Origin of the sequence: Streptomyces sp. NPDC020490, assembly GCF_044335305.1 — a bacterium.
In the GTDB taxonomy this organism is placed as follows: domain Bacteria; phylum Actinomycetota; class Actinomycetes; order Streptomycetales; family Streptomycetaceae; genus Streptomyces.
This window is the reverse complement of sequence record NZ_JBIRUY010000007.1, coordinates 192,564-214,908: the sequence shown is the minus strand read 5'-3', so window position 1 is coordinate 214,908 and position 22,345 is coordinate 192,564. Positions and strand designations below refer to the sequence as shown.

Annotated in this window: 21 protein-coding genes; 6 read left to right on the top strand and 15 right to left on the bottom strand. The window is 73.2% G+C overall.

Features of this window, described 5'->3' with window-relative positions; translation table 11 throughout:
• The first annotated feature begins 37 nt into the window (after positions 1 to 37).
• Positions 38 to 238: a DUF1918 domain-containing protein gene (locus tag ACH4ZX_RS10775; protein WP_398270691.1), complete on the top strand. Its 201-nt coding sequence runs from the start codon at positions 38 to 40 to the stop codon at positions 236 to 238.
• A 31-nt stretch (positions 239 to 269) separates the two neighbouring features.
• Here the strand turns inward: ACH4ZX_RS10775 and ACH4ZX_RS10770 are convergent, their stop codons facing one another.
• Positions 270 to 1,508, bottom strand: coding sequence for a glycoside hydrolase family 10 protein (locus tag ACH4ZX_RS10770; protein WP_398270748.1), 1,239 nt, complete (start codon positions 1,506 to 1,508; stop codon positions 270 to 272).
• Between the two features lie 214 nt (positions 1,509 to 1,722).
• On the opposite strand from ACH4ZX_RS10770, the gene ACH4ZX_RS10765 reads away from it, so the two are divergent.
• Positions 1,723 to 2,598 carry a 3-hydroxybutyryl-CoA dehydrogenase gene (locus tag ACH4ZX_RS10765; protein ID WP_398270688.1) on the top strand — a complete coding sequence of 292 codons (876 nt, stop codon included), beginning with the start codon at positions 1,723 to 1,725 and terminating at the stop codon, positions 2,596 to 2,598.
• A 224-nt stretch (positions 2,599 to 2,822) separates the two neighbouring features.
• Positions 2,823 to 3,080 carry a hypothetical protein gene (locus ACH4ZX_RS10760; RefSeq protein ID WP_398270745.1) on the top strand — a complete coding sequence of 86 codons (258 nt, stop codon included), beginning with the start codon at positions 2,823 to 2,825 and terminating at the stop codon, positions 3,078 to 3,080.
• A 25-nt stretch (positions 3,081 to 3,105) separates the two neighbouring features.
• On the opposite strand, the gene ACH4ZX_RS10755 is transcribed toward ACH4ZX_RS10760, so the two are convergent.
• From ACH4ZX_RS10755 to infC, 9 genes are all read right to left on the bottom strand, one after another.
• Positions 3,106 to 3,651, bottom strand: a complete 546-nt coding sequence (locus tag ACH4ZX_RS10755; RefSeq protein WP_398270685.1) for an NUDIX hydrolase — start codon at positions 3,649 to 3,651, stop codon at positions 3,106 to 3,108.
• 94 nt (positions 3,652 to 3,745) lie between these two features.
• The gene (locus ACH4ZX_RS10750) at positions 3,746 to 5,086 is read right to left on the bottom strand and encodes a transcriptional regulator (protein WP_398270682.1); all 1,341 of its coding nucleotides are present in this window, start codon (positions 5,084 to 5,086) and stop codon (positions 3,746 to 3,748) included.
• A gap of 537 nt (positions 5,087 to 5,623) precedes the next feature.
• Positions 5,624 to 8,137: a phenylalanine--tRNA ligase subunit beta gene (pheT, locus tag ACH4ZX_RS10745; protein WP_398270679.1), complete on the bottom strand. Its 2,514-nt coding sequence runs from the start codon at positions 8,135 to 8,137 to the stop codon at positions 5,624 to 5,626.
• Entirely contained in the window at positions 8,137 to 9,258 is a 1,122-nt protein-coding gene (pheS, locus tag ACH4ZX_RS10740) for a phenylalanine--tRNA ligase subunit alpha (RefSeq protein ID WP_360752018.1), read from the bottom strand. The genes pheT and pheS overlap by 1 nt, the downstream gene beginning before the upstream one ends.
• 128 nt (positions 9,259 to 9,386) lie before the next feature.
• Positions 9,387 to 10,523 carry an ATP-binding protein gene (locus ACH4ZX_RS10735; RefSeq protein ID WP_398270676.1) on the bottom strand — a complete coding sequence of 379 codons (1,137 nt, stop codon included), beginning with the start codon at positions 10,521 to 10,523 and terminating at the stop codon, positions 9,387 to 9,389.
• A 43-nt stretch (positions 10,524 to 10,566) separates the two neighbouring features.
• Positions 10,567 to 11,415 (bottom strand): TrmH family RNA methyltransferase, encoded by an 849-nt coding sequence (locus ACH4ZX_RS10730; protein ID WP_398270673.1) that lies wholly within the window; start codon positions 11,413 to 11,415, stop codon positions 10,567 to 10,569.
• Between the two features lie 89 nt (positions 11,416 to 11,504).
• Entirely contained in the window at positions 11,505 to 11,888 is a 384-nt protein-coding gene (gene rplT, locus ACH4ZX_RS10725) for a 50S ribosomal protein L20 (protein ID WP_055492778.1), read from the bottom strand.
• Between the two features lie 95 nt (positions 11,889 to 11,983).
• Positions 11,984 to 12,178 carry a 50S ribosomal protein L35 gene (gene rpmI, locus ACH4ZX_RS10720; protein ID WP_004933563.1) on the bottom strand — a complete coding sequence of 65 codons (195 nt, stop codon included), beginning with the start codon at positions 12,176 to 12,178 and terminating at the stop codon, positions 11,984 to 11,986.
• A gap of 116 nt (positions 12,179 to 12,294) precedes the next feature.
• Positions 12,295 to 12,951 (bottom strand): translation initiation factor IF-3, encoded by a 657-nt coding sequence (gene infC, locus ACH4ZX_RS10715; protein ID WP_398270742.1) that lies wholly within the window; start codon positions 12,949 to 12,951, stop codon positions 12,295 to 12,297.
• Between the two features lie 367 nt (positions 12,952 to 13,318).
• Here infC and ACH4ZX_RS10710 point away from each other — a divergent pair, with 367 nt between their 5' ends.
• Positions 13,319 to 13,675, top strand: a complete 357-nt coding sequence (locus tag ACH4ZX_RS10710) for a DUF1844 domain-containing protein (RefSeq protein ID WP_398270671.1) — start codon at positions 13,319 to 13,321, stop codon at positions 13,673 to 13,675.
• 82 nt (positions 13,676 to 13,757) lie between these two features.
• Here the strand turns inward: ACH4ZX_RS10710 and ACH4ZX_RS10705 are convergent, their stop codons facing one another.
• Positions 13,758 to 14,486, bottom strand: coding sequence for an SseB family protein (locus ACH4ZX_RS10705; RefSeq protein ID WP_398270668.1), 729 nt, complete (start codon positions 14,484 to 14,486; stop codon positions 13,758 to 13,760).
• A gap of 150 nt (positions 14,487 to 14,636) precedes the next feature.
• On the opposite strand from ACH4ZX_RS10705, the gene ACH4ZX_RS10700 reads away from it, so the two are divergent.
• Positions 14,637 to 15,620: a serine hydrolase gene (locus tag ACH4ZX_RS10700; protein WP_398270665.1), complete on the top strand. Its 984-nt coding sequence runs from the start codon at positions 14,637 to 14,639 to the stop codon at positions 15,618 to 15,620.
• A 30-nt stretch (positions 15,621 to 15,650) separates the two neighbouring features.
• On the opposite strand, the gene mycP is transcribed toward ACH4ZX_RS10700, so the two are convergent.
• Together mycP and ACH4ZX_RS10690 are read right to left on the bottom strand one after the other, a co-directional pair.
• Positions 15,651 to 16,823: a type VII secretion-associated serine protease mycosin gene (mycP, locus tag ACH4ZX_RS10695; RefSeq protein WP_398270662.1), complete on the bottom strand. Its 1,173-nt coding sequence runs from the start codon at positions 16,821 to 16,823 to the stop codon at positions 15,651 to 15,653.
• Complete coding sequence (locus ACH4ZX_RS10690) at positions 16,820 to 18,628, bottom strand: hypothetical protein (RefSeq protein WP_398270659.1); 1,809 nt, start codon at positions 18,626 to 18,628, stop codon at positions 16,820 to 16,822. Before ACH4ZX_RS10690 ends, mycP begins: the two co-directional genes overlap by 4 nt.
• Positions 18,629 to 18,896: 268 nt before the next feature.
• Between ACH4ZX_RS10690 and ACH4ZX_RS10685 the strand changes: the two genes are divergently transcribed.
• Positions 18,897 to 20,099 carry an amino acid deaminase/aldolase gene (locus tag ACH4ZX_RS10685; RefSeq protein ID WP_398270656.1) on the top strand — a complete coding sequence of 401 codons (1,203 nt, stop codon included), beginning with the start codon at positions 18,897 to 18,899 and terminating at the stop codon, positions 20,097 to 20,099.
• 80 nt (positions 20,100 to 20,179) lie between these two features.
• Here ACH4ZX_RS10685 and ACH4ZX_RS10680 read toward each other — a convergent pair whose 3' ends face one another.
• Together ACH4ZX_RS10680 and ACH4ZX_RS10675 are read right to left on the bottom strand one after the other, a co-directional pair.
• A complete protein-coding gene (locus tag ACH4ZX_RS10680; RefSeq protein WP_398270653.1) occupies positions 20,180 to 20,971 on the bottom strand; it encodes a 3-oxoacyl-ACP reductase in 792 nt (263 codons plus the stop codon).
• Between the two features lie 7 nt (positions 20,972 to 20,978).
• The gene (locus tag ACH4ZX_RS10675) at positions 20,979 to 22,343 is read right to left on the bottom strand and encodes an aldehyde dehydrogenase family protein (protein WP_398270650.1); all 1,365 of its coding nucleotides are present in this window, start codon (positions 22,341 to 22,343) and stop codon (positions 20,979 to 20,981) included.
• Between the last annotated feature and the right edge of the window lie 2 nt (positions 22,344 to 22,345).

Below are 22,345 nucleotides of genomic sequence, written 5' to 3'. Positions count from 1 at the left end.
GAACCGCCGCTCGGCACCATGTGAGGAGGCCGCGCAGATGCGTGCAACCAAGGGCGACCAGCTTGTCCAGCACGGCAGGGTGGTCGGCCAGCAGGACAAGGTCGGCGAGATCGTCGAAGTGATGGGCCAGGAGGGCAATCCTCCCTACCGCGTCCGTTTCGAGGACGGGCACGAGGGCGTGTGCTCACCCGGCCCCGACACCGAGATCCGCCACCGGGAGAACCGGGAGAACCGGTAGAACCGGGAGAACCGGTGGCTCGTCCGGTGGATCAGCGCGGGGGCATCGCCGGCTGTGTGTAGTGGTCGGCGACGACCCGCGCCATCGCCCCGATCGGATCGGCCGCCACGTCCTTGGCGGCGAAGAAGACGTGCCCGCGCGCCTGCGGATGCTTCTTGGCCAGCGCCAGGTGCCGGGACAGTTCCGCCGGGTCCTGCCAGGCGGCGGGCTGCGCGGGGTCCCCGGTCTTGTACAGCGCCTCGCCCAGGTACAGCCTCGTCGCGGTGTTCCGCGCCACGTCCGCCCACCAGGACACCAGCGTGGCGTAGTCGGCGGCGGCGAACCCGATGTTCCAGTACAGCTGCGGGCAGATGTAGTCGATCCAGTTCTCCCGCACCCACTTCCGCGTGTCCGCGTACAGGTCGTCGTACGTCTCCACGCCCGCGCGCGTGTCGGAACCGCGGGGGTCGGTCGCCGCGTTGCGCCACACTCCGAAGGGGCTGATCCCGAACTGCGTGGCGGGCCGGACCAGCTCGATGCCGGCCGCGGTCTCCTCGATCAGCTTGTCGATGTTGGCGCGCCGCCAGGCGGCCCGGGTCGCGTGGCCGGCGCCGTGGCGGTCGTAGGCGGCGGTGTCGTCGAAGGTCCGGCCGGCCACCGGGTAGGGGTAGAAGTAGTCGTCGAAGTGCACCGCGTCGACGGGGTACTTGCGCACCGCGTCCAGCATGGCCTCCCGGACGAAGGCGCGGACCTCCGGCAGTCCCGGGTTGTAGTACAGCTTCCCGCCGTACGGCACCACCCAGTCCGGGTGCCTGCGCGCGGGGTGCGAGGCGGCCAGCCGTGCCGGGTCGGTGTGGTTGGCGACGCGGTAGGGGTTGAACCAGGCGTGCAGGGCCAGACCGCGGGCGTGGGCCTCCTCGACCGCCGTCCCCAGCGGATCCCAGCCGGGGTTCCTGCCCTGGGTGCCGGTGAGGTACTGCGACCAGGGCTCGTACGGCGACGGCCACAGCGCGTCGGCGGTCGGGCGCACCTGGAGGATCACGGTGTTGAGCCGGTCGCGGACCGCGCGGTCGAGGTGGGCGATCAGCTCGGCGCGCTGCCGCGCGGCGGTCAGCCCCGGCCGCGAGGGCCAGTCGCGGTTGGCCACGGTCGCCACCCACACCCCCCGCATCTCCCCGGCCGCGCGCCGCCGGCCACCGCCCGGGCCGCCCGCCGCCACGCCGCCCGTGACTGCGCCGCCCGTGACCGCGCCGGCCGCCGCCACGCCGCCCGCCGTCGCGCCGCCCGCCATGAGCGCCGACAGGGCGGTCACCGCGAACGCCCGGCGCGACCAGGGTGCTGTCCTCCGTGTCCTCACTGCTGCCTCCCGTGCGTCTGTCTCCGGCGCCGGGCCGCCTGGCGGCACCCCGGTGATCGATCAACGATCGCCGAAGGTAACGTGCAGGGTCGGAGCAGGGACCGAAACACGGCAGACCTGCCACGGATGGATCAGTGAAGGGGACGATGTGACGGACATCCCGGCTGGAGACATCGCGCGCGTCGGTGTGGTGGGCTGCGGCCAGATGGGAGCGGGCATCGCCGAGGTGTGCGCCCGCGCCGGACTGGACGTGAAGGTCGCCGAGACCACCGGCGAGGCCCTGGAGATCGGCCGCACCCGGCTGTTCGGCTCCCTGGCCAAGGCCGCCGAGCGCGGCAAGATCACCGAAGCGGAGCTGGCGGCGACGCAGGCCCGGCTGAGCTTCACCACCGACCTGGGCGAGTTCGCCGACCGCGACCTGGTGATCGAGGCCGTCGTGGAGAACGAGCAGGTCAAGACGGAGATCTTCCAGGTGCTCGATCAGGTCGTGACCCGGCCCGACGCCATCCTGGCCTCCAACACCTCCTCGATCCCGCTGGTGAAGCTGGCCGTGGCCACCTCGCGCCCCGACCACGTCATCGGCATCCACTTCTTCAACCCGGCCCCGGTGCAGAAGCTCGTCGAGCTGATCCCGGCGCTGACCACCTCCGAGGGCACGCTCGGCCGGGCGCAGCTCTTCGCGGAGAAGCTGCTCGGCAAGCACGCCATCCGCGCCCAGGACCGCTCCGGGTTCGTGGTGAACGCGCTGCTGATCCCCTACCTGCTCTCGGCGATCCGGATGTTCGAGTCGGGCATCGCCAGCCGCGAGGACATCGACAACGGCATGGAGCTCGGCTGCGCCCACCCGATGGGCCCGCTGAAGCTGTCCGACCTGATCGGCCTGGACACGGTCGCCTCGGTGGCGCAGAGCATGTACGAGGAGTACAAGGAGCCGCTGTACGCCGCTCCCCCGCTGCTCCAGCGCATGGTCGACGCGGGCCGGCTGGGCCGGAAGTCCGGATCGGGCTTCTACGTCTACGGCTGACACCGCGCACGGCGTTCGCACAGTGCCCGTTGCAGGGTGGCGGTCACACAGTGCGACGACCATGGGCCCGGCGCTCTTCCGAGTGCCGGGCCCACGCGTTTCACACACCGTGTGCGCACCGGGCACGCATATGCCCCACGCACACTCTCCCCACGCGCCCACCAGGCGAGTTCACTCATCATGCGCATGCAAGGGATGTGCCGACTACGGAAAGGAGCGGACTCGTGACCGCCGACCCGGAGCATCCCGTGGTCAATGGAGAACTCGCAGAGTTACGCCGGCGCCTCGACGTGGCGTACGCGCGCGTCGAGGGTGGGCTGGCTCTGCTCAGTCACCGAACGGAGGAGACGGACAAGGAGATCGACGAGCTGAGCGCCCGCATCGTCGCCCTGGAGCACAGCCGCTGGCCGTTGCCCGCGGTCGCGGCGCTGACCGCGGTGGGCGCGCTGGTGGTGGCGATCTGGCAGGCCCTGGGCCGCTGAGGGACCAGGACCCGGTCGGGGGAGATCAGGGCTGGGCGTCCTGCCCGAGCCTGAGATGGTGCAGGAGCAGTAACGCGGCTGCCATGTTGGCGGCCGGGACCTCACCGCGGGCGACCATGTCCGGGACGAGCTTGAGGGGAACCCATTCCCGGCGGTCCGACTCGAAGTCGTCCACGGGGTGCCCGACGTACTCTCCCTCGTCGGCCCAGTAGATGTGGTGCCGGGCGTCGGTGAGGCCGTTGGACGGTTCCACGCTCATCAGGTGGTACAGGGGCCCCGGTCGCCAGCCGGTCTCCTCCTCGAGTTCCCTGGCGGCCGCGCGGGAGACGTCCTCGCCGTCCTCGACGACGCCCGCCGCCAGTTCCCACCCCCAACTGTCGGTGATGAAGCGGTGGCGCCACAGCAGCAGGACCTCGTTGGCCCCGTTGACCACCGTGGCGACGGCGACCGGCCGCAGCCGGATCAGGAAGTGATCGAGATGCCGGCCGTCCGGCAGCTCGACATCCGCGAGATTGACGCTGAACCAGCGGTTTGAGTACACAGTCTGTTCGTTCTGTTTCGTCCACTGCACGGTTCTGCCACCTTCCTTTGGGTAAGGGGCAATATCGCAGCAGGGGCGAAGACTGTCGGTGCTCCGGAGCCCGAGCCCGTCCGCGGACCTCGGCCTACAGCGGCACCCGCAGCGCGCCGTCGATCAGCTCGGCGGCCTCGGAGGTGCCCGTGCAGCCGTTGCGCACCAGGTGGTCGCGCACCGCGCGGAGTCTGTCGCGCAGCCGCTGGGACTCCATTCCCCGGGCCTGTTCGGCCATCTGCACGGCCGTGGCCACCGCTTTGTCGGCGTTCCCCCGCCGCAGCTCGATCGTGCTGAGCATGGCGAGCCGGTGCACCCGCCCCCGGTCGTGCGCGGGGTTGTCCACGGCCGCCGCGGCGTGCTCCCCCGCGGCCGTGAGTTCCCCGAGGCTGAGCAACGCCTCCGCCACCTGCACGTTGACCAGGCCCGGCTGGACATAGCCGGTCTCGTCGGGTTCGTGCCCGCGCCGGATCCGTTCGGCGGCCTGCTCGGCACGCCGGATGCAGGACAGCGCGCTCGTGCCGTCGCCGAGGTGCGCGTACGCCTTGGCCTGCATCGCGTAGAGGTCGGAGGCGAGCGCCGGGGTGATGTGCTTGCCGGCGGCGCGCAGCGCGGCCTCCGCGAAGGCGACGGCCTGGCGGTACTCCCGCATGAACAGCGACTGGTTGACCAGCAGCGCGATCACATAGGCGCCCAGGCCGCGGTCGCCGCTGGCCTTGGCGAGCCGGAGCGCCTGGTGGAAGTAGCGCTGGGCCAGGCCGTGGGCGTCGGAGTCGTAGGCGCAGATGCCGGCGATCGCCACCAGGCCGCCGGTGGCGCGGTGCAGCTGGCGGCCGGTGGCGTCGGTGTAGCTGCCGCGCAGCAGCGGCGCGGCCTCGGCGTTGAGGAAGCCGACGATGCGGGTGCGGGTCGCCATGCCGCCGGCCTTGCGGTACATCTGCTCGTAGTGGGTGCGGGCGGCCCGCAGCATCTCGATGTCGGAGGACGTGACGCGGTGCCGGCCGCCGCGCGAGACGTCGACGTCCTCGGGCGGGTTCTCCCACTCCCACACCGGCATGACGGCGGGCGTGCCGGTGACCGCGGGCGCGCCCAGGATGTGCGGGCGCTGCTGTTCGTCGGAGCGCCACAGGGCGGTGGCGCGCTCGACGAAACCGGACAGGGAGGTGCCGTGCGGTGCGGACGGCTCGCCGGGGACGCCGAGGCCGATGTCGTCGAGGGTGACGGGCCGGTGCAGCCGGGCGGCCAGCACCTCGCAGATGAGGTCGGGCACCTGGCCGCGGGGCCGCTGTCCCTTGAGCCAGCGCGCCACGGCGGTGTGCTCGTAGCGGAGCGCGAGTCCGCGCGCCAGGCCCGCGTGATTGACGTGTGCGGCCAGCCCCGCGTGCGAGATCCCGGCCTCGTCCAGGATCGCGTCGAGCAGAGTGTTGGGCTGCATGGATGCCCCCCGGGTGCCTCGGTGCCGTCAGAGTAGTGCCAACCCCTTCACACGGGGTGTGAACGGAGTGCCCGGATCCGCAGTGTGTGCGCGCTGTCGCGGAGAGTTTCCGGCCGGCTGACTGAACTGCCTCGCAAGAGGCCGGCCGGGCCGTCGGCTCCCCCTCGTACCAGTGCGGCGGCCCGTCTCCACGCCGTCCGCCCAGCTGCCTGCCCGACACTCCGTGGCGGGGCGGACGGCTCGCCGGCGGCGGCTGAGCGGTGCGATCACTCCCGCTTCTCGACCGTGTGGTCCCAACGGTGCGTCGTCGGCTGCGGGTCCGTCGTGGCCGGTCGCGCGGTTCCCCGGGCCCCTGACGGGCGGCTTTTGTGCGGGCCCGTCAAAAGCGGCCGGACCGGCCTCGAAAGGCCGGTCCGCTGCTGTCGGCAGCCGGTCCGGGCGAACCGGGTCGCCCGGACTGACCGCGGGGCCACGCGTCCACCGCCCGTACCGGTCGCCCGTACCCGGTCGGCGGACGTGCGGCCCCGTCGGCGGCGGTCAGCCGCGCAGTACCGCTCCCGTGCGCTCGCCCGCCAGGGCGACGGCCGCGTCCCGGGCGGCCGAGGCCTCGTCGACCGTCAGCGTCCGGTCCGCGGCACGGAACCGCAGCGCGTACGCGAGGGACTTCTTGCCCTCGCCGAGCTGGTCGTCGTTCTGGTAGACGTCGAACAGCCGGATGTGCTCCAGCAGTTCGCCCGCTCCCTCACGCAGCGCGCCCTCGACGTCCGCCGCGGGGACGTACGCGTCGACCACCAGGGCGACGTCCTGTGTGGCGACCGGGAAGGTGGAGATGCTCGGCGCCTGGGGCGTGTCGTCGCCGGCCCGCTCCAGGACGTCCAGGTTCAGCTCCATCGCCGAGACCCGCGCGGGCAGGCCCAGGGCCTTCAGCACGCGGGGGTGCAGCTCGCCCGCGTGGCCCACGACCCGCTCGGCGCCGTCGACGACGACCGCCAGCTCGGCGCAGCGGCCCGGGTGCCACGGCCCGTACTGGCCCTTGCGGACGATCAGGTCGGCACCGGTCTCGCGGGCGACGGCGCGCGCCGCCTCGACGGCGTCGGCCCACCCGGCGGGACGGCCGGCGCCCCACCAGCCGGCCTGCTCGCGGGCGCCGGCCAGGACGACGGCGACGTGGCGCGGCTGCTCGGGCAGCGCGGCGTTCAGCTCCGCGATCTCCTCGTCGGTGGGACGCCGGTCGACGGGCAGGGCCACGGCGGCGCGCTGCTCCTCGCGCGGGTGGAAGACCAGACCCGTCTCGAACAGCGCCAGGTCGTGCGAGCCCCGGCCGTCGTTGCGCCGCAGCGCGCCGAGCAGGCCCGGCAGCAGCGACGTGCGCAGCGCGGGCTCCTCGTCGTTGAGCGGGTTGGTCAGCTTCACGACGCGGCGCTTGGGGTCGTCCGCCTCCAGCAGCAGCTGGTCGAAGACCTGCTCGCCGATGAAGGGGTAGCTGGGCGCCTCGACGTAGCCCGCCGCGGCCAGCGCGCGGCCGACGCGGCGGTGCAGCCGCTGCCGGTGGGTCAGGCCCCGGCCCGAGGGCGGCTTGGGCAGGGTGGAGGGCAGGTTCTCGTAGCCCTCCAGGCGGATGACCTCTTCGGCGAGGTCGTTCGCCTCGAGCAGGTCGGGCCGCCAGGACGGCACGGTGACGGTCAGCTCGTCCTGCCCGTAGACGTCGCAGCCGACCTCCTGCAGCCGCCGTACGACGGTCTCGCGGCCGTAGGCGACGCCCGCGACCTTGTCCGGGTGGTCGGCCGGGACGGTGATGGTGTGCGGCCCGGCCGACGCGACGACCTCGGTGACGCCGGCCTCGGCGGTGCCGCCCGCGAGCAGGACCAGCAGGTCGACGGTGCGCTGCGCGGCGGCGGCCGCGGCCTGCGGGTCGACGCCGCGCTCGAAGCGGCGGGACGCCTCGGAGGACAGCTTGTGGCGGCGGGCGGTGCGCGCGATGGAGACCGCGTCGAAGTGCGCGGCCTCGATCACGACGTCGCTGGTGGCGTTCTCGAGGTCGTCGTGGTCGGCGATCTCGGTGTTGGCGCCGCCCATGACGCCGGCGAGCCCGATCGGGCCGCGCTCGTCGGTGATGACCAGGTCCTCGGCGTGCAGGGAGCGCTCGACGCCGTCGAGGGTGACGAGCTTCTCGCCCTCCTCGGCCCGGCGGACGCCGATCGTGCCCTGGACCAGGCCGCGGTCGTAGGCGTGCAGGGGCTGGCCGAGCTCCATCATCACGTAGTTGGTGACGTCGACGGCGAGCGAGATCGGCCGCATGCCGACCTTCTGCAGGCGGCGCTGCAGCCAGATCGGGGAGCGGGCCTCCGGGCTCAGGCCGGTGACGGTGCGCGCGGTGAAACGGTCGCAGCCGGCCGGGTCGGAGACCGTCACCGGGTAGCCGAACGCGTTCGGGGCGGGCACGTCGAGCAGCGCCGGGTCGCGCAGCGGCAGGCCGTAGGCGATGGCGGTCTCGCGGGCGACGCCGCGGATGGACAGGCAGTCGCCGCGGTTGGCGGTGACGGCGATGTCCAGGACCTCGTCGACGAGTTCGAGCAGCTCGATGGCGTCCTTGCCGACCTCGGTCTCCGGCGGCAGCACGATGATGCCGTGGCTGCCGTCGTCGCCCATGCCCAGCTCGTCGCTGGAGCAGATCATGCCGTGGGACGTCTTGCCGTACGTCTTGCGCGCGGCGATGGCGAAGCCGCCGGGGAGGACCGCGCCCGGCAGGACCACGACGACCTTGTCGCCGACGGCGAAGTTGCGGGCGCCGCAGACGATCTCCTGCGGCTCGCCAGTGCCGTTGGCGGTGCCGACGTCGACGGTGCAGAAGCGGATCGGCTTCTTGAAGCCCTCCAGCTCCTCGATGGTCAGCACCTGGCCGACGACGAGGGGGCCCTTGAGGTCGGCGCCGAGGTGTTCGACGGTCTCGACCTCCAGACCGGCCGAAATGAGCTTGGCCTGGACGTCGCGGCCGGTTTCGGTCGCCGGCAGGTCGACGTACTCCCGCAGCCAAGAAAGCGGGACCCGCATCAGATCTCCATCCCGAACGGCCGGGTGAACCGGACGTCACCCTCGACCATGTCTCGCATGTCATCGACGTTGTGGCGGAACATCAGCATCCGCTCGATGCCGAACCCGAAGGCGAAGCCGCTGTACTTCTCCGGGTCGACGCCGCAGGCGACGAGCACCCGCGGGTTGACCATGCCGCAGCCGCCGAGCTCGATCCAGCCCTCGGAGGAGCAGGTGCGGCAGGGCCGGTCGGGGTTGCCGACGGACTCGCCGCGGCAGACGTAGCACTCCATGTCCATCTCGGCGGACGGCTCGGTGAACGGGAAGAAGTTCGGCCGCAGCCGCGTCTTCACGCCCTCGCCGAACAGCGACTGGACCATGTGGTCCAGAGTGCCCTTGAGGTCGGCCATGGTCAGGCCCTCGTCGACGGCGAGCAGCTCGACCTGGTGGAAGACCGGGGTGTGGGTGGCGTCCAGCTCGTCGGTGCGGTACACGCGGCCGGGGCAGATCACGTAGACCGGCAGCTCGCGGTCGAGCAGCGAGCGGATCTGCACGGGCGAGGTGTGGGTGCGCAGCACGACGCCGGACTCGGTGCCGCCCTGCGGGCCCTCCACGAAGAAGGTGTCGGCCTCGCCGCGGGCCGGGTGGTCGGGGCCGATGTTGAGGGCGTCGAAGTTGAACCACTCGGCCTCGACCTGCGGGCCCTCGGCGACGGCGTAGCCCATGGCCACGAAGATGTCCTCGATGCGCTCCGAGAGCGTGGTGAGCGGGTGGCGGGCGCCGGCCGGCACGCGGTCGAACGGCAGCGTGACGTCCACCGACTCCTCGACCAGCACGCGCGCGTCGCGCTCGGCCTCCAGCTCCGCCTGGCGGGCGGCGAGCGCCTTGTTCACGGCGCCGCGGGCCTGGCCCACACGCTTGCCGGCGTCGGCCTTGGCGTGCGGGGGCAGGGCGCCGATCTCGCGGTTGGCGAGGGCCAGCGGGGAGGTGCCGCCGGTGTGCGCGACCTTGGCCTCCTGGAGGGCGTCGAGGGAGTCCGCGGCGGCGAAGGCGGCGAGCGCCTCGTCCCGCATGCGCTCGATCTGTTCCGGTTTCAACGCCTCGACCTCGACAGGGTCGTACGACTTATTGGGTGCCGACATCTCTTCCCGTGCTTCCGATTGGCTGGCTGAAGGTCCCCGTCACCGACTCTGAGGGCCGTCCATGGGACACCAAGGTGCCAAAGGCCGAGTCTAACGGGGTGGACGTGTGCGAAGGCGCCCGTGGGCCGCTAGGCGAGATACGCCGGCGCCGCCACGGGCAACGTAAATCGGAACTCGGCGCCGCCGCCGTGGGCGCGGCCGACCGTGATGGTGCCGCCGTGGGCCTCGACGATGCCCTTGACGATGTAGAGCCCGAGGCCGGTGCCACCGCGCTTGCTGCCCCGCCAGAAGCGGGTGAAGACGCGGTCCATGGACTCCTCCGGGATGCCGGTGCCCTCGTCGCTCACCGTGACCGACGTGCCGGCGTCCTCCCCTTCACGCGGGGACGCCGTGGGCGTGATGTCGATGCTGACGGTTCCCTCGCCGTGGCGCACGGCATTTTCCAGCAGGTTGGACAGCACCTGGTCGATCTTGTCCGGGTCGGCCCACAGCGCGGGCAGCGGCTGCTCGATGCGCAGCAGGAACCGGTCGGCGGGCTGTCCGGCGGCGACGTACGCCTGGATGTGCCGGCCGACGGCGGCGCCGATGTCGACGGGCTGGCGGCGCACCTCCAGCCGTCCGGAGTCGATCCGGGAGATGTCCAGCAGTTCGGCTATGAGCCGGGTGACCCGGTCGGCGTCGGCGTCGACGGTCTCCAGCATCAGCCGCTTCTGGTCGTCGGTGAAGCGGGCCCACTTGGCCAGCAGGGTGGCGGTGAAGCCCTTGACGGAGGTGAGGGGCGAGCGCAGCTCGTGGGCGACGGTCGCTATCAGTTCGGCGTGGCTGCGCTCGGTGCGGCGGCGGGCCTCGGTGTCGCGCAGGGAGACGACGACGCGGCGGACGGGGCCGGTGGGTTCGGCGCGGATGTAGCGCGCGGAGACGAGGACCTCGCGGCCGCCGGGGAGCAGCAGGTTGCGCTCGGGCTGCCGTACCCGGATGGCGAGGCCGCCGTAGGGGTCGGTCAGCTGCCACCAGCGGCGGCCCTCGAGGTCCTCTAACGGCAGGGCCTTCTCCAGCCGCTGTCCGAGGGCTTCACGGGCGGAGCGGGCGGTGATGCGTTCGGCGGCGGCGTTGAAGCAGATCACGCGGCCCTGCTCGTCGGCGACGACCAGGCCGTCGGGCAGGTCGTCGGGGTCGATGCCGAGCTCGGCGAGGTCGCCGTGCCGGGGCGCGGGCGGGCGGCGCACGTCGTGTGCTTTCCGCGTCCTGCTCGTGCCGACGCTCATATCCCCGTACCCCACCTCTCAGGCACCCGAGTTGGTCACCCTACTAGCTCTCGGTGACGGAGCGGCACCCTCCGCAGGCGCGCTGTGCACGGGCTGACGTGTAGAGACATACGGCGGCGGCGGTGGCCAGGTTCAGGCTCTCGGCCTTCCCGTGGATCGGCACGCGCACCACGGCGTCCGCGAGGGCGCGGGTCTCCTCCGGCAGCCCCCATGCCTCGTTGCCGAACACCCAGGCGGTCGGTCCGCCCATGGCGCCCTTGTCGAGTTCCTCGTCCAGGTCGTGGACGCCGGCGCCGTCGGCGGCGAGGACGCGCACGCCGGCGCTCCTGAGCCCGTCGACCGCGCGCTCGACGGGTACGCCGACGGCGACGGGGAGGTGGAAGAGGGAGCCGACGGAGGCGCGGACGGCCTTGGGGTTGTAGAGGTCGACGGAGGCGTCGGTCAGGACGACGGCGTCGGCGCCGGCGGCGTCGGCGCAGCGCAGGACGGTGCCGGCGTTGCCGGGGTCGCGTACGTGCGCGAGCACGGCGACGAGGCGGGGGCGGGCGGCGAGGACGTCCTCGAAGGGGGTGTCGACGAACCGGCAGACGCCGACCAGGCCCTGCGGGGTGACGGTGGTGGAGATGTCGGCGATCACCTGCTCGTCGGCGAGGTGGATCCGGGCTCCCGCGTCCCGCGCCTCCCCCACGATGTCGGCGTACCGCTCCGCGGCCTCGACGGTGGCGAACAGCTCGGTGAGGCTGTCGCCGTGCGCGGCGGCCTCCCGCACGGCCTGGGGCCCCTCCGCGAGGAACAGCCGCTCCTTGCCCCGGAAGTTCCGCCTGGCCAGCCGCCGGGCGGCCAGGACGCGGGCGGAGCGCGGGGAGATCAGCTCGGGCGTGACGGGGGGCATGCGGTTCACCTCTGCAGTCGGGAAGACCAGCGGACCCGCAGGCCCCGAGGGCCTGCGGGTCCGTCCGGTACAACGGCGCCGATCCGGCGTCAGGCCGCCTTGGGCGCGTTCACGTCCGCGGGCAGGGCCTTCTGCGCGACCTCGACGAGCGCGGCGAACGCGCCGGCGTCGTTGACGGCCAGCTCGGCGAGGATCTTGCGGTCGACCTCGACGTTGGCGGCCTTCAGGCCCTGGATGAAGCGGTTGTAGGTGATGCCGTTGGCGCGGGCAGCGGCGTTGATGCGCTGGATCCACAGCTGACGGAAGTCGCCCTTGCGCTTCTTGCGGTCGTTGTAGTTGTAGACCAGCGAGTGGGTGACCTGCTCCTTGGCCTTGCGGTACAGGCGCGAACGCTGACCGCGGTAGCCGGAGGCCTGCTCGAGGATCGCCCGGCGCTTCTTGTGGGCGTTGACTGCCCGCTTGACGCGTGCCACTTGTTAACTCCTTGTAGCGGGGCCGTGGTTGTCGTCACACGGCCCGGAATCGATGGGGTCCCGGTCAGAGGTCGGGCGCGGATGCGCGCCCGGCGTCACTTGCCGAGAAGCTTCTTGATCTTCGCGGCGTCGCCCGGGGCCATCTCGGCGTTGCCGGTGAGGCGACGCGTCACGCGGGACGACTTGTGCTCGAGCAGGTGGCGCTTGCCGGCGCGCTCACGGAGCACCTTGCCGGAGCCGGTGACCTTGAAGCGCTTGCTGGCACCGCTGTGCGACTTGTTCTTCGGCATAGCGCCGTTCTCTCCTCGTCGGTGGCGCTCCGGTGCCCGGTCACGAAAACCGGGCACCACGGTTGGAGCGTCGCTCTTGTATCGGTTACGTCCTCGGGGACTGTCGTCCCCCGGGATCACGCCTCGGCGGAAGCCTCGGCAGGTGCCTCGGCGCCCACGGCGTTGGCGGTGTCCGCGGCGTTCTGCGACTTGCCGGGGTTGGCCTTCGCTTCTGCCTTGCGGGCTTCCTGCGCCTGGCGGGCCTCGGCCATCGCCTCGGTCTTCTTCTTGTGCGGACCGAGAACCATGATCATGTTCCGGCCGTCCTGCTTCGGGTTCGACTCCACGAAACCGAGGTCCTGGACGTCCTCCGCGAGACGCTGCAGCAGCCGGTAGCCCAGTTCGGGCCGGGACTGCTCGCGACCACGGAACATGATCGTGATCTTGACCTTGTCGCCCTGCTTGAGGAACCGGACGACGTGACCCTTCTTGGTGTCATAGTCGTGCGGGTCGATCTTCGGCCGGAGCTTCATCTCCTTGATGACCGTGTGCGCCTGGTTCTTGCGCGCCTCACGGGCCTTCATGGCCGACTCGTACTTGAACTTCCCGTAGTCCATGAGCTTGCACACGGGCGGACGGGCGTTCGCCGCGACCTCGACCAGGTCGAGGTCGTACTCCTGGGCAAGCTCCAGTGCCTTCGCGAGCGGCACGATGCCGACCTGCTCGCCACTGGGACCGACAAGTCGCACCTCGGGAACGCGAATCCGGTCGTTGATGCGGGGCTCGGCGCTGATGGATCCTCCTCGGTAGCACCAACGCGGCGGTCTGGCGGACAGCCGCGCATACGTCTGTATTCGTTAGACCTAACCGCGCCGAAGCAGAAAAAATGCCCCGGACGATCACAGACGGGGCTCCGAGCACTACCGGAACACCGCCGCGGTGATCGCGGGGCGCACTTTCGGGCGACTCCATCGTCCGTACGGAACGATGGTGGCCGCCTGACCGGGGTGACCCGCCGCCCCGGGGGCGGTCAGGTGGGAGATCGGAGCCTCCACTTGTGGGCCGCACACACGTGTCCGGCCGGTCGCCCTCCAGACTAGCAGGATCACTTGACAAGGGCTAATTCAAGGACCGCCCGCCGGACCGCCTAGGGTGTGGCCCATGAGTGAGACCCCTCCTGAGAATCCCGACTTCGACGCCATGACGCGCGACATCGCCGAGGTCCCCGCCGTCGAGGTGATCGTGACGGTCGCCGTCAACCTGATGAGCGCCGCCGCGGTGAAGCTCGGCCTCACCGAGGAGGGGGACAAGTACAAGGACCTGGACGAGGCCCGCAAGCTGGTGACCGCGCTGGCCGGTCTGCTGGACGCCAGCGCGACCGAGATCAGCTCCTTCCACGCGGCGCCCCTGCGCGACGGCCTGAAGTCGCTGCAGCTGGCCTTCCGCGAGGCGTCCCTGGTCAAGGACGAGCCGGGCCAGGGTCCTGGCGAGAAGTACACCGGCCCGGTCTACGGCTAGATCTCCCGGCCCGCGGCTGGACCTCCCGGTCCACGGCTGGACCTCCCGGTCCACGGCTGGATCTTCGGTCGGCGTCCGTCGGTCAGCGTACGTACAGCGGCTCGCCCGGCGGTGTGGCCCCGGCCGGCAGCAGTGCCAGGTCGAGGCCGCGCACCAGGCGGGCCCGCAGCGTCTCGTCGGCGGCCAGGCGCTCGGCGACGGCGCGGGCGGTCCCGGCGGGCGCGGCGGCCGGGTCCAGCACCAGGGCGAGGGTGCCGTCGGCCTGCCCGGGGCCGAGATGGGCGCGGACGACGCCGGGTTCGGCGGCGACCGCGGCGCGCACCGCCTCGCGCACGGCGGGGTCGGCGAGCGGATCGTCGGTCGTGCGTCCCTCGGCGAGCGCGAGCAGCGCCTGCCCGGTCAGCTCGAACGGCACCGGACCGGACATGTCCAGCACGATCGTGTCCGCCTTCTCGTGCGCCGCGGCCTGCAGCGCCTGGTGCAGCGGTACGGCGACGGGGCGCGCCGCCGGGTCCCAGCGGGCCAGCGCGTCGGTGGAGGTGAACGCGGGCAGGGCGGTGCGGGAGCCCGCCTTCAGCGTCGGCACGGCCATCTCGCTCGTCTTCTCGCGGCGCAGCCCGTTCTCGTCCTCCTCCACCTCGCCGAGCACGGCGACCACGGGGACGAGCAGCCGGGCGCCCTTGAGCGCCTGGAGGACGGGGCCCACGGCGGTGCGGTCCCCGGCCCAGGCGGCGAGCGCCGCGCTCAGCCGGGGGTCGGCGGAGCCGTCGTCGTCGGAGAAGAGGGAGTCGGGAATGTTCTTGTTCGCCACGGTCACCGACCCTATCGGGGGGATGGTGCCGGGCTCGTGCGGCCCCCGAAACCGGCCGTTCACGGCTTTCACGGGTTTCTCAGGTTTCCCTGACACACATCTAACGTCCGGCTAACGGCCCGCACAGCCGCCGCGCCCAGCATCGCGGGCATGGAGTCCTCCAGAGCCCGCCGTCGCCGCCGTGCTCGTCCGTCCCGGGCGCGCCCCTTTCTGTACACCGCCCTCGCCGCGGTCACCATCGTGGGCGGTACGGCGGCCGGGACCGTGTACGTCAGAGCTCAGGCGCACTCCGGCTCCGGCGTCGCATCGTCGTCGTCGCCGCCGTCGGCCTCCGGCTCGGCCACGGCCGGCGGGAAGGGGTCGGTGGCTACGGTGGCGCAGCCCGCGGTGGATCACGGCGCCCTGCTCTCGGCCGCGATGAAGTCGGTCGACGCCGAGGACGGGGCCCGGGTGTCGGTGGCGGTGCTGGACCTGGGGTCGGGCGAGAGCGCCTCCTACGACGACGGCACCTTCGACACCGCCAGCATCGTGAAGGTCGACATCCTCGCGACGCTGCTGCTCCAGGCGCAGGACGCGGGGCGGCAGCTGACGGCGGCGGAGAAGTCGTACGCCACCGCCATGATCGAGAACAGCGACAACGCCTCGGCGTCCGCCCTGTGGGAGGCCATCGGCGAGGCCGGCGGGCTCGACGCCGCGAACGAGCGGTTCGGGCTGACCGGCACCGAGGGCGGCGACGGCGCGCTGTGGGGGCTGACCCGGACCACCGCCGCCGACCAGCTGACGCTGCTGGAGCAGGTCTTCGGGGACGACTCGGAGCTGAGCGAGGCCTCACGGGCGTACCTGCGCGAGCTGATGGGGCGGATCGCCGCCGACCAGCACTGGGGTGTGTCGGCGGCGGCCGACGAGGGGCGGTGGGCGCTGAAGAACGGCTGGCTGCCCCGCAGCACCACCGGCCTGTGGGTCATCAACAGCATCGGCAGGGTGACGGTGGACGGCCACGCGTACCTGGTGGCCGCGCTGTCGGACGGCAACTCGACGAAGGCGAAGGGCATTTCGCTGGTCGAGGCGGCGGCACGGGCCGCCGTGTCGGTGTTCGCCGACGACGACGTCCCGGCCGTGTCCGCCTTGGGTTAGCGCCCCCGGGCCGGGTGTGTCCGGCGCGGGTCAGCGGTCGGCGTGCTCCTCGCGCCGACCGCGCCACAGCACGACCGCGACGACCAGCAGGACGCCGCCGAGACCGCCCGCGAGCGGGGCGGCCCAGTCGCTGGTGCCGCCGTCGGACTTGGCGGCGTCGGGCCCGGGGCCGAAGTACTTCTCGCCGTACGACGCCGCCCGCAGGCCCTCCGGCTTCAGGCGTCCGGCCGCCTCGATGGCCGCGGCCGGGTCGATGAAGCCGAAGCCGCGGGAGTCGTCGTGGCGGCCGGCCGGGGCGTCCCGGGCGGTGTCCTCCAGGAGCTGCTTGATCTGCGCGGGGGCCAGTCCCGGGTGCGCGGCCTTGACGAGGGCCACCGCGCCCGAGACGAACGCCGACGCCGCGCTCGTCCCCCAGCCCTCGTAGTACCGGTGATCGGGGTCGGCGATGACGATGTCGACGCCGGGCGCGCTGACGGTGGCGTACCAGCGGCGGGTGGAGAAGGAGGCGCGGGTTCCGTAGCGGTCGACGGCGGTCGCGGCGATGACGCCCGGGTAGGCGGCCGGGTAGGAGACGTGGTCGCCCTTCTCGCCGCCGTTGCCGGCCGAGGCGACGACGGCGACGCCCTTCTTCAGGGCGTACTGGACGGCCTCGTCCTCGGCGGGTTCGGGATGGGCGGAGGCGGAGTCGTCGCCGAGGGAGAGGTTGATGACGTCGGCGCCGTGGTCGGCGGCCCAGCGGATGCCTTCGGCGAGGGCGTTGCCGCGGGTGCTGCGGGCCTTGCCGCGGGCCGAGTCGCCGTCCTCGAGGATCACGCGGACGGGCAGGATCCTGGCCTCGGGCGCGATGCCCATGACGCCTTCGGCGTCGCCGGGGCCGTGTCCGTGCCCGGCGATGATCCCGGCCATCGCGGTGCCGTGCCGGGCCCACGCCCGGTCGCCCTTGCGGGCGCCGAAGCCGATCATGTCCTTGGTGGGCAGGACGTTGCCGGCCAGGTCGGGGTGGTCGGCCTCGACACCGGTGTCCAGGACGGCGACGGTGACGCCCTTGCCCTTGGTGGTGCGCCAGGCCTCCTGGGTGTGCATGGCTTCCAGGGCCCACTGCTGGGCGCGGATGCCGTCGGCGTGCGCCGCGGTGGGCGGGACCAGCGCGACGGATGCGGCGAGGAGGACGCTCAGGGCCCCGACACGGCCGCGGCGCCTCATGACGGCGTCTCCGTGGCCGAGCCCCTGACGTCCTTGCGCAGGGCCCGCTCGATCCGGTCGGCGAGGCCCCGCGCCTCGTGGCCGAGGCCCGACTGGGCGACGGCCGCGGTGTTGCCGGACTGCATGGCCTCCCCGGCGGGCAGCGGGCTGTCGACGGTGCGGCCGTCGGCCCAGCCGGAGACGGCGTAGACGACGACGGGCGCGTCGGTGAGGACGGACACGGTCCACGAGGCGCGCTGCCGGAGGCCGAAGCGGGCGGCGGCGGTGTCCGGAGCGGTGTACGGGCGGGGCATCAGGTCGGTGCGGCGGTCCAGGCCCTCGTTCTGGAAGCGGGCGGCGAGGGAGGCCATGCCGGCGGCGTCGGCCTTGGTGAACAGCAGGCCGACGGTGGTGACGTGGCTCTGCGTGGCGTCGGTGTAGGTGGCCCGCAGCAGGCGCCGGCAGCCCACGGGCGCGAGCGCCTTCTTCAGCAACGGGTCGAAGGCCTGCGCGCACCCGCTGTCCGGGGCGACCGCGATCCGCGTCCAGCTGCGGTCGGCGCCGCCGGGACCGGCGCCGCGGCCCGCCACCACGGGCGGGAAGAGCCGGTCGACGGAGATGCTGTGCCACAGGCCGCCGGCCGCGGCGAAGGTGTCCCGCGCGCCGCTGTCCCCCGGGTCACCGACCAGCCAACTGCCGGTCAGCGCACCGCCGATGAGCCCGAGCCCGAGTACGACGCAGGCGGCGACGGCGACGGTCCGCGAGCGGACGTGGCCGGCCAGGGGCCGGGGCCGCCCTTGCGCGTCGTACCCCTCGGGCACCGCGAACGACACGACGGTGCCCCCGGCGCCGGCCACGGGCGCGCTCCAGGACAGGGCCGGATCGGGAGCCGGCCGGACGTCGTCCCCCCGTCCGGCCACGCCCACCGCAGGAGCCTCCCGTGCCACCCCGGCCCGCGTGTCCGCGACACGGGACGACGAAGCCGGCCGGCGGGGCGGCGGCGGTACGACGGCGCCCTCGACACGGGACGACGGAGCGGGGCGGCCGGCCGGACGCGGCGGCACGACCTCGTCCTCGACACGAGGCGACGAAGCAGAACCGCGACTCGGACGCGACGGCACAGCAGTGCCCTCGGCACGGGACGGCGGGGCGGGGCTGCGGGGCGGGCGCGGCGGTACGACGGTGCCCTCGGCACGGGACGGCGGGGCGGGGCTGCGGGGCGGGCGCGGCGGTACGACGGTGTCCTCGGCGCGGGACGGGGCCTCGCGGCCGGCCGAGGGGGCGGTGTCCGGGAAGCGGGCGGAGGCCGGCGGCGGGGGCGGGCTCTTCGCGGCGTTCTCCCCGGCGGGCCGGGCACGCAGGCCGGGGAAGCGGGGCGGGGTGCTCACGGACGCGGAGGCGGAGCCGGAGCCGGAGGCAGCCGCCCCCGGGCCGGTGCCGCCGCGCCGGGCGGGTGGAACCTCGGCGCCCGCGTCCGCGTCCGTGTCCGCGTCGGTCCTCCCGGTCGCGGTCCCGGCGGCGGCACGGGAGCCGCCGCTCTGCGAGCGCCGGCCGAAGGCGTCGAAGTCGTCGTAGGCGTCGAAGCCGTCGCGCGCCTCGAACTCCTGGGTGCCGCGCCACGGCGACCAGACGCCGCGGGCCGCTCCCGTGGCCTCCCCCGTCGTGTCCGGCCGCGTCCGCGCCCTGTCCGCGACGGGATCGTCCGGTTCCTCGGGCCGGGGCCGGCCCGTCGCGGGCGGCTGGGCCGGGCGGGGCGGAGAGGCGGGCCGCGGAGGGACGGCAGTCGGTCGCGGGGGGACGGGAGTGTGCCGCGCTTCCGTACTCATGCACCCCCCGTTTCCGCGAACCCTGGCCGTCTTCTCGTACGCGCGCCGTCGTGCTTGCGCTCAACGCGCGGGCCGGTCCGTCCCGAACACGCATACCCGCACGGACGGACCGGCATCCGGGCGCGGCCCGCGGCCGGCGCGTTCTGCCGTGCGTGCGCGTCACTCTACGGCTTGGCCCTGTCGGAACGGGAACCACTTCGCGGCCCCCGGGGCATCTGCCCCAAACATCCCCCTACCCTGCGGTAATCCTGTCTGGCAGGCTTCGTTCATGACTGCGCGCGCCGCCGACCGGGCCCGTTACGACCGGGCCACCGCCCACCTCGAGGCCCCTCTCGCGATCGTGGACCTGGACGCCTTCGACGCCAACGCCGACGACCTGCTGCGCCGGGCGGGCGGCAAACCGGTCCGCGTCGCCAGCAAGTCCGTACGCTGCCGGACCCTGCTGGAGCGGGTCCTCGCCAAGGACGGCTTCGCGGGCATCATGTCCTTCACCCTCGCCGAGTCCCTGTGGCTCGCGCGCTCCGGCTTCGACGACGTCCTGCTCGCCTACCCGTCCGCCGACCGCGCCGGCTTCGCCGAGCTGGCCTCCGACCCGAAGCTCGCCGCCGCCGTGACCGTGATGATCGACGACCCGGCGCAGCTCAGGCTGATCGACGAGGCGCGCGACGGCGGCCGTGAGGTCGTGCGCGTGTGCCTGGAGCTGGACACCGCCTTCAAGCTGCTCGGGGGCCGGGTGCGCATCGGGGCGCTCCGCTCGCCGCTGCACTCCCCCGCCCAGGTGGCCGACCTGGCCCGCGCGGTGGCCCGGCGGCCCGGGTTCCGGGTCGTGGGGATCATGGCGTACGAGGGGCACATCGCCGGTGTCGGTGACGCGGTGGCCGGGCGGCCGCTGCGCGCCGGCGCCGTCCGGCTGATGCAGGCGGCCGCGCGCAGGGAGCTCGCCGAGCGGCGTGCGGAGGTGGTGCGCGCGGTGCGGGCCGTGGTGCCGGACCTGGAGTTCGTCAACGGCGGCGGCACCGGCAGCGTGCAGCACACGGCGGCCGAGGACGCGGTCACCGAGATCGCGGCCGGGTCGGGGCTGTACGTGCCGCGCCTGTTCGACAACTACACGTCGTTCAGCGGGCGTCCGGCCGCGCTCTTCGCCCAGCCGGTGGTGCGGCGCCCGGGCGTGGGTGTGGTGACGGTGCTCGGCGGCGGGTATCCGGCCTCCGGCGCGCCGGGGCGCGACCGGCTCCCGGTGCCGTACCTGCCCGAGGGGCTGCGCTACGACCCCCAGGAGGGGCCCGGCGAGGTGCAGACGCCGCTGCTGGGGTCCCCGGCCGACGACCTGCTGATCGGCGACAAGGTGTGGTTCCGGCACGCCAAGGCCGGTGAGCTGTGCGAGCGGTTCGACGCGCTGCACCTCGTCGAGGGCGACACGGTGACGGCGACCGTGCCGACGTACCGCGGGGAAGGCCACACGTTCCTGTAGCCGCCCCGTGACCGCCTGCCCCTCCGGTCGTCCGGCCGGGCCGACGCGGACGCCGCCCCGGCCGGACGACCGGTCCGTGCCTACAGGGGCGTGACGTACGCGCCCGAGATGCCGCCGTCCACCAGGAAGTCGGTGGCGTTGACGAAGGAGGAGTCGTCGCTGGCGAGGAAGGCGGCGGCGGCGGCGATCTCCTCGGCCTCGGCGAAGCGGCCGACCGGGATGTGGACGAGGCGGCGCGCGGCCCGCTCGGGGTCCTTGGCGAACAGTTCCTGCAGCAGCGGGGTGTTGACCGGGCCCGGGCACAGGGCGTTGACGCGGATGCCCTCCCGGGCGAACTGCACGCCCAGTTCACGGGACATGGCGAGCACGCCGCCCTTGGAGGCGGTGTAGGAGATCTGGCTGGTGGCCGCGCCCATCCGCGCCACGAAGGACGCGGTGTTGATGATGGAGCCCTTGCCCTGGCGGCGCATGTAGGGGATGGCGGCCTTGCAGCACAGGTAGACGGAGGTGAGGTTGACCTCCTGGACGCGCTTCCAGGCCTCCAGGCCGGTCTCCAGGATGGAGTCGTCGTCGGGCGGGGAGATGCCGGCGTTGTTGAAGGCGACGTCGACGCTGCCGTAGGTGTCGTAGGCCGCCTTGAACAGCGCCTCGACCTGCTCCGGGTCGGTGACGTCGACCTTCACGAACAGCCCGCCGACCTCGTCGGCGGCCGCCTTGCCGCGGACCTCGTCGACGTCGCCGCAGACGACGTGGGCGCCCTCGGAGGCGAGCCGGCGCGCGGTGGCGAGGCCGATGCCGCTGCCGGCGCCGGTGACGACGGCGGTGCGGCCGGCCAGGCGACGGCAGATGGTTCCCTCGGTGTTGTCGGTCATGAGCGGCTCAGGCCTCCGTGCTGATGAAGACGTTCTTGGTTTCGGTGAAGGCGGTCAGCGCGTCCGGGCCCAGCTCGCGGCCGACGCCGGACTGCTGGTAGCCGCCGAAGGGGGTCCAGTAGCGGACGCTGGAGTGGGAGTTGACGGACAGGTTGCCGGCCCGGACCGCGCCGGAGACGCGCAGCGCGCGGCCGACGTCCCGGGTCCAGATCGAGCCGGAGAGGCCGTAGGGGGTGTCGTTGGCGAGGCGGATCGCGTCCTCCTCGTCGGTGAAGGGCAGCAGGACGGCGACCGGTCCGAAGATCTCCTCGCGGGCCGCGGCGGAGTCCGGCGCCTGTCCGGTGAGGACGGTCGGCGGGAACCAGAAGCCGGGCCCGTCCGGCGCGGCGCCGCGCAGCGCGGGCGCGTCCTCGGGCACGAACCGCCTGACCCGCTCCAGCTGCTGAGCGGAGATCAGGGGACCCATCTGGGTCTTCTCGTCGGCCGGGTCGCCCACCACGACGGCGGCCAGCGCCTCGGCGAGCAGTTCCGCCACCTCGTCGTACACGGACTCCTGCACCAGGATGCGGGTGCGTGCGCAGCAGTCCTGGCCGGAGTTGTCGAGGAAGGAGAAGGGGTCGACGGCGGCGCGCAGGTCGGCGTCGGCGAAGACGATGTTGGGGCTCTTGCCGCCGAGTTCGAGGGTGACCTGCTTGACCTGGTCGGCGCACAGCGCCATCACGTGCTTGCCGACCCGCGTGGAACCGGTGAAGACGATCTTGGCGACGCCGGGGTGGCGTACGAGGACCTCGCCCGCGATGTCGCCGCGCCCGGGCAGGACCTGGAAGAGGTGTTCCGGCAGCCCTGCCTCCAGGGCGAGTTCGGCGAGCCGGAGGGCGGTGAGCGGGGTGGTCTCGGCGGGTTTGAGGACGACGGCGTTCCCGGCCGCGAGGGCGGGGGCCGTCCCCCAGGCGGCGATCGGCATGGGGAAGTTCCAGGGGGCGATCACGCCGACGACGCCGAGCGGTTCGAGGATCGTCACGTCCAGGCCGCCGGGCACCGGGATCTGCCGGCCGGTGAGCCGCTCCACGCCGCCGGCCGCGTAGTCGAGGAGGTCGCGGACGTTGCCCGCCTCCCAGCGGGCGTTGCCGATGGTGTGGCCGGCCTCGCGCACCTCCAGCCGGGCCAGTTCCTCGCGGTGTCCGTCGACGACGGCGGCGAAGCGGCGCAGCAGCCGGGCCCGGTCGGCGGGCGCGACGGCCGCCCAGGCGCGCTGGGCCCGCTCCGCGCGCCGCACGGCGGCGTCCACGTCCTGCTCCACGGCGCCCGGGACGGTGGCGATCACCTCCTCCGTCGCCGGGTTGAGCACGTCCAGTTCGTACGGGTGGGACACGG

Excerpts from the sequence above, each read along its gene's own strand:
- ACH4ZX_RS10775 (WP_398270691.1), top strand. The coding sequence starts at position 38 with ATGCGTGCAACCAAGGGCGACCAGCTTGTCCAGCACGGCAGGGTGGTC.
- ACH4ZX_RS10770 (WP_398270748.1), bottom strand. The coding sequence starts at position 1,508 with ATGGCGGGCGGCGCGACGGCGGGCGGCGTGGCGGCGGCCGGCGCGGTC.
- ACH4ZX_RS10750 (WP_398270682.1), bottom strand. The coding sequence starts at position 5,086 with ATGCAGCCCAACACTCTGCTCGACGCGATCCTGGACGAGGCCGGGATC.
- pheT (WP_398270679.1), bottom strand. The coding sequence starts at position 8,137 with ATGCGGGTCCCGCTTTCTTGGCTGCGGGAGTACGTCGACCTGCCGGCG.
- pheS (WP_360752018.1), bottom strand. The coding sequence starts at position 9,258 with ATGTCGGCACCCAATAAGTCGTACGACCCTGTCGAGGTCGAGGCGTTG.
- ACH4ZX_RS10735 (WP_398270676.1), bottom strand. The coding sequence starts at position 10,523 with ATGAGCGTCGGCACGAGCAGGACGCGGAAAGCACACGACGTGCGCCGC.
- ACH4ZX_RS10730 (WP_398270673.1), bottom strand. The coding sequence starts at position 11,415 with ATGCCCCCCGTCACGCCCGAGCTGATCTCCCCGCGCTCCGCCCGCGTC.
- rpmI (WP_004933563.1), bottom strand. The coding sequence starts at position 12,178 with ATGCCGAAGAACAAGTCGCACAGCGGTGCCAGCAAGCGCTTCAAGGTC.
- ACH4ZX_RS10710 (WP_398270671.1), top strand. The coding sequence starts at position 13,319 with ATGAGTGAGACCCCTCCTGAGAATCCCGACTTCGACGCCATGACGCGC.
- ACH4ZX_RS10700 (WP_398270665.1), top strand. The coding sequence starts at position 14,637 with ATGGAGTCCTCCAGAGCCCGCCGTCGCCGCCGTGCTCGTCCGTCCCGG.
- mycP (WP_398270662.1), bottom strand. The coding sequence starts at position 16,823 with ATGAGGCGCCGCGGCCGTGTCGGGGCCCTGAGCGTCCTCCTCGCCGCA.
- ACH4ZX_RS10690 (WP_398270659.1), bottom strand. The coding sequence starts at position 18,628 with ATGAGTACGGAAGCGCGGCACACTCCCGTCCCCCCGCGACCGACTGCC.
- ACH4ZX_RS10685 (WP_398270656.1), top strand. The coding sequence starts at position 18,897 with ATGACTGCGCGCGCCGCCGACCGGGCCCGTTACGACCGGGCCACCGCC.
- ACH4ZX_RS10680 (WP_398270653.1), bottom strand. The coding sequence starts at position 20,971 with ATGACCGACAACACCGAGGGAACCATCTGCCGTCGCCTGGCCGGCCGC.